The organism is Spirosoma sp., from assembly GCF_048594605.1.
In the GTDB taxonomy this organism is placed as follows: Bacteria; Bacteroidota; Bacteroidia; order Cytophagales; family Spirosomataceae; genus Spirosoma.
This window is the reverse complement of record NZ_JBMDWV010000198.1, coordinates 1-5,612: the sequence shown is the minus strand read 5'-3', so window position 1 is coordinate 5,612 and position 5,612 is coordinate 1. Positions and strand designations below refer to the sequence as shown.

General features: G+C 46.1%; 5 protein-coding genes. 2 read left to right on the top strand and 3 right to left on the bottom strand.

The window, feature by feature from the left end; all coding sequences use genetic code 11:
• Positions 1-134: 134 nt before the first annotated feature.
• Both ACOJS8_RS12455 and ACOJS8_RS12450 read right to left on the bottom strand, forming a co-directional pair.
• Entirely contained in the window at positions 135-434 is a 300-nt protein-coding gene (locus ACOJS8_RS12455) for a hypothetical protein (protein ID WP_420148866.1), read from the bottom strand.
• A gap of 483 nt (positions 435-917) precedes the next feature.
• The gene (locus tag ACOJS8_RS12450; protein WP_420148865.1) at positions 918-3,350 is read right to left on the bottom strand and encodes a PAS domain-containing sensor histidine kinase; all 2,433 of its coding nucleotides are present in this window, start codon (positions 3,348-3,350) and stop codon (positions 918-920) included.
• A 541-nt stretch (positions 3,351-3,891) separates the two neighbouring features.
• On the opposite strand from ACOJS8_RS12450, the gene ACOJS8_RS12445 reads away from it, so the two are divergent.
• Together ACOJS8_RS12445 and ACOJS8_RS12440 are read left to right on the top strand one after the other, a co-directional pair.
• On the top strand, positions 3,892-4,485 hold the full coding sequence (locus ACOJS8_RS12445; RefSeq protein WP_420148864.1) for a DUF6134 family protein: 594 nt from the start codon (positions 3,892-3,894) through the stop codon (positions 4,483-4,485).
• Positions 4,486-4,740: 255 nt separating this feature from the next.
• Positions 4,741-5,025, top strand: a complete 285-nt coding sequence (locus ACOJS8_RS12440; RefSeq protein WP_420148863.1) for an ArsR/SmtB family transcription factor — start codon at positions 4,741-4,743, stop codon at positions 5,023-5,025.
• A 110-nt stretch (positions 5,026-5,135) separates the two neighbouring features.
• Here ACOJS8_RS12440 and ACOJS8_RS12435 read toward each other — a convergent pair.
• On the bottom strand, positions 5,136-5,612 hold a 477-nt coding region (locus ACOJS8_RS12435), incomplete at its 5' end, for a tail fiber domain-containing protein (protein WP_420148862.1).

Here is a 5,612-nt window from a genome sequence, read left to right as displayed (position 1 = left end):
TCTCTTTAGTTTCTTTATCCTGAGACAGAGCTGAGACCGTAACGATGAGATACTCCGGGCCTTCTTAACCAACCAACCAACGGTGAACATACGGGCTTAGACCTCTCTCCGTCTATGATAGATTCACTAAAGAACTAAGCTTGCCCTGGCTTTAGTACTTCTTCCAGATTCCGTTCTTCCTGCTGCTGACGAAATTGGAGACGTTGTCGTTCCTGGGCTTGGCGAATGTCTAATTGGGCGAGTCGGTTCGCCTGTCGTGTCCTTTCGATAATACGCTGGGAATCACTAAGACTTGACAATTTATTATTTAATTCGGCCCGGGTTAACTGTCGAAGCTGCCTCTGATGAATTAATAAGTCAGTCCACTCACGTATATGACGCCTGAACAACTTGATACGTGGTCCCAGGCGAGTTAGTAGTAGATTGGGTTCCATGATGCAACGCCGATTTAGATACAAGTGTAAATATAAATTACCAGTTGCAATTAGTTTAGGAAAATTTTGAGTAATTCTATAAATCAACTAATAGCCTAATCTAAAGGCCGGCTTTAAATTGTTATTGAATGAGCCGCAGCTAGACTTATTTCGAAGCTAGAGACTCGATTTAGTTGATGGCTAGCCCAACAACAACTATATGACAAAACTGTACCAGCTTGGTTTGATGCTTGGCTGTCACCATTAAAGACATTGCACGGATTCCATTCTGCCTGAAATTACTTTTTCAGGTAAATCACGAACCACAGAAGATTATTACGTTTTTAGGCTCCCCTGGATTGGCTTTCTTTTCTAATCCTACGCAAAATCACACTCGGGAATAATACTGGATTGAAGCCTCAGTGAAACCGACTGGTAGGGCTGTGGGGAATAATAGCTGCCGGTAAAGGAGGGCAAGGGGTCGCGGAAATGCAACGTACTGGATCAGGACGGTAAATAGACACAAAACGTAGCGCCCTCGTTGGGTCTGCTTGTGGCCGTGATAGCCCCGCCGTGGTTTTCCACTACCCGTTGACAGATGGCTAAGCCGACGCCGGTTCCTGGAAATTCGTTCCTGCCGTGTAGCCGCTGAAATACCTGGAATATCCGGTCTAAATACTTCGTATCAAAACCGATACCCTGATCGCTTACACTAATCTGGTAAAGGAGGGAGGCCTGGCTTGTGAGTTTTGCATCCGTCGGGAGTTCGTTCGCATTCAGTCGGCAGCACCGGACCTGGATTTGAGGAGCTTTACCAGCCGGAGTAAACTTCAGAGCGTTGGATAGTAGATTCTGAAACAACTGCCCTAACTGAGATTCGTCGCCTTTGATAGTCGGTAAATCATCCACCTCAATACGGGCTTCGCGCTGCTGAATATCCCACTCCAGCGTGTTCAATACGTTGGCAAGGATTGCGTTTAATGAAACCAGTCCAAAGATTTGTTGGCGGGTAGAAATTCGGGAATACGCCAGGAGGTCTTTAATTAAGGTCGACATGCGGGCTCCTGCCGACGACATGCGCTGGAGCAGATCCTGTCCGCCTTCACCCAGCTCATCACCAAATTGCTCTTTTAATAACGTACTGAACGACTGAATCTTCCGGAGCGGTTCCTGTAAGTCGTGCGAGGCAATGTAAGCAAACTGCTGCAAATTTTCGTTCGAACGTTTAAGGTCCTGGTTAGCCTGAACAACTTCCTGGGTTCGTTGTTGCACCCGGCTTTCCAGCTCTTCCGATAACGCGCGGTAACGGGCTTCGCTCTCTTCGGTTTCCTGTCGGGCCTTTATTCCTTCCGTTACGTCAATGGCAATGTCGAGGATGGCATACACACGGTCGTCTGCATCGAGTAAAGGCGAATAGGTAAAATTATAATAATTGTGCGTCATCACTCCGTTGCGAACAATCTTAACCAGCGACCCGTAGGTCTGGAAGGTTTTTCCTGACGTATAGACATCGTCCAGAATATGCAGAAACGGTTGATTTTCCGTGACCAGTTCGGGCATTACCTCCCGCAAAGGTTTGCCCGAAATATTGGGTCCTTTGCCTACAATATCAATAAAAGCCTGATTCGGCATTTCCACGATCAGATCCCGGCCAATAAATAGTCCCATGGCTGCCGGAGCGGTGGCAATAACGGAGCGCAACTTGGCCTCACTCGCTTCAATGGCTTTGCGGGAAAGCACCTGCTCCGTTACGTCGGTAGCAACAACCAGTACGCCGTTAATGGATGCTGGGCCACTTTGTCCATCGGTGTCCTGCCAGGGCTGGTACGTCAGGTCAACGTAAATGGTTTCTAACTGATTATGACGATCTACCGTAACAGGAACTTCTTTAGCGTTGTAAGGAATGCCGGTATCCATAACATCCCGCAACAATTGGTCAAATCCTTGACCCCGAAGTTCGGTCATTACTTCCAGCAGAGGTTTACCGACCAGTTGCTCGGGCGTACGCCCAACCAGTTGACCATAGAAGGGGTTCGCCATCTGGAAGGTAAGGTTCTCCCGGCTGATGATCGCAATGGCGACCGGCGACTGTTCGAAGGAAATAAGCACCTGTCGCTGAGCCGCTTCGACCCGTTGCTGAGCCTGGTATTGTTGCGTTACGTCGACAGCCATGTCCAGAACGGCATACACTTCGCCCTGGGCGTTACGTAGGGGTTTAAAGGTAAAATCGAAATAATAAATACCCGGAACGCCATTCATGACCAAATAGGCTGGGGCATTTTTCGATTCATACGTTTGTCCAGACGTAAATACTTCGTTCAGAATCTGAAGAAATGGTTGACCTACTAATTCGGGGACGGCTTCCGCAAGTGGCTTTCCTAATACAGACGAATCTTTTCCCCAGTAGCTGAGCATGATGCTATTCGCTACGTCAACGACCATATCGCGGCCCAAAAACAAACAGGTTGCTATGGGGGCTTCTTCGATAAGGTTGCGAAAACGTTCCTGGCTGGCCAGAAGTTGCTGGCGGGCCTCAATACTCGAGGTTACATCCTGAACGATACCTGCAAAACGCTGTATACCACCCTGTTTATTTCTATAGGTTCGCCCCTTGGCCTGTACCCAGCGATAGCCACCCTGACCGGTTAGGGTACGAAAGGTGATATTATGAATACCGTCTGTGTTGGGACTTACCGCCTTTATATTCGCCTGATTGACCCATTCACGATCATCAGGATGCACTCGCTCTAATAAAAGAGAGGCTGTCACATGGGCGTCAGGCGGAATGCCGAATAGTTCTTTACAAATGGACGACCACTCCGCTACGCCCGTTTCCAGATTGTAATCCCACGTACCAATTTCAGCTGCCTGTAGGGTGAAACTTAATCGTTCGGCAAGGGCTGCGTTCTCGTCATTCAAGGGGGCGCTGGACGTCACAATTGGTATGAGTTATTACGTAGCAAATTTATTACAAATCATCAGCTTGGCAGCTTATTTTAGCAAAATGGTAGATTGGGTAACTATATCGTTAAGAACAATGTACTTGTTGTAAGAAATAATGGTTACTACCTCAAATCAAACCGATCTTTGACGCTTATGTTTACGATCATCCGACTAGCACCGCTGCTGAGCACCCTTGCCTGCGAGTAGTTGTTCTTCATAAATACCCTGCTTTTTCTGAGCGTTTGTCATTGCATAAACGTATATTTGAAAAAGTATGTAATCTCGGGAAGTGTTTCTGGGCGTATTAGACTTGCTTGTTGTTCAGTTACTTAAATCAGCGTAGTTGAACAAGGCTACGGGGCTCTCCGCAAGCATTCAGTTGCGCACGTATAACTCTAATTGCTGATTGGAGGTTATTTTCGTACTAGTGGAATAATTCCACGCAGTGTTTATGGAAATAGCTGCATAGGAGAAGAATATTCACGGATAGTCTTTTTCTGGACGTTCTAATGAACAGAAAAACGTTTTTAAGAATATGTTACTCGTACAATGGCTTGGGATTACACTGCTCCAACTAGTGCTGTGCAGACTTTCCCCTCAATCAGAACTACTCTACGACGTGATCGTTAATGATCGCACCGTTGGAAAGATGCAGGTCACTACGTTGCCAACTTCCACTGGCCTGCAATACCGGGTTGATGCTGATGTACGTCTGCAACTGTTAGGCGAGCGACGGATGGTTACCCGGTTTACAAGTACCTATCAGGATAAGCAGTTAACGGAAGCCCGGTTTTATGATCAGCTTAATGGCAAAACCCGTCACGACGCAATGGTCCGCTGGGACGGCGCTACGTATCATATCCAGGTTAATGGAAATCAATCAAAACTAAATAACCGTCGGGTAACCTACAGTACGGCTAGTTTATACACGCAGGAGCCCCATGGTATTCGCGAACTATTTTCAGAGCGCTTCGGCCAGTTCTGTTCACTTAAGCCTATATCTTCGCACGTTTATGAGATGACCTTACCCGACGGGCGTAAAAACCGCTACTATTACGCAGAGGGGGTTTGTCGGGAAGTAGAAGTGCAGCAGGCGCTATTTACTGTCTATTTCCGGCTTCGTCCCTGAACAGCGTGAGTACCCTAAAAAGGCGCGTTTCCTCACTATTGATTAGATAAATACTTACACTTGAAGCTTATCGGGTGAAAGCTGGTTGTAGCTGTACTAACAAATCGTTCCGTTCTCATAAGCCGAACTTTCAATACATAGACAACGCAGGTAGTCGTTTGTCTGATCAAAATCGATATAGTAAATCGGTAGAGTAGACTTGTGCGACCGTATTTGTTTATTTAGATTGCAAAATTATTTACTTCTTCAACCAAGATGAGTGAACAGAAAGTAGACCAGGCAGCGGAAATCTTGAAATTAATCGCTCATCCCATTCGTATTCGAATAATACTTGCCCTGGCGGGGCAATCGACAATGAACGTAACGGCGTTACAGCAACATCTGCAGGTTGATACGTCGTTGTTGTCGCATTATTTAACCAAAATGAAAGATCATAAACTTTTGCAGAGTGTGCGCCAGGGTAAGGAGATGTATTATTCCTTAGCTAATGATGATCTTACAAAGGCAGTAATGTTGTTGCTGGATCGGGAACGGGAATAACATAAGCAAACTAGTGACATCTTTAAAAAAATGGCTCAATTTCAGCAGACTTTTCATGAGGTAACAGTTGTTTCTGTTATCTCATGAAAAGCTTGATGTAGCAAGGCTTATTATTTCTTCGCACTCATCTCTGCTTTTGGTACCCCTAACAGATCCTGTAAACGTTTCACCTGGTCCGACAATTGATTATAAGCAGTTGTGCTTTCCTGTAGTTTGGCTTTGAGTTCTTCAACCTCTGCATTAAGCTCTTTCACCGACTGGACGAGCGGAACGACAAATAATGTGTACCCTAGTGTATAATATTTCCCGTCTTCCTCCCGACGTACCCCTTCAAAATCGTAGCCCGCTGCCTTGGCTGCCTGTTCAACTTCCTGCGCTATAAAACCACTATGCAAGGTCGGGTCCTCTTTAACATTTGCAAGTGAATACCCTACCAGTTTTGCTTCTTTGACTTTGTTAATGTGATAAGTAACTGGCGTTAGCTTGGTGATAAAACGCAGGCCTGGTACGTTAGATTTGATATTCTCTTTGATGCGCCGGTCAGAAAGAGCTGAAATCGTCTGCACATTACAACGTAGTGATGTTAT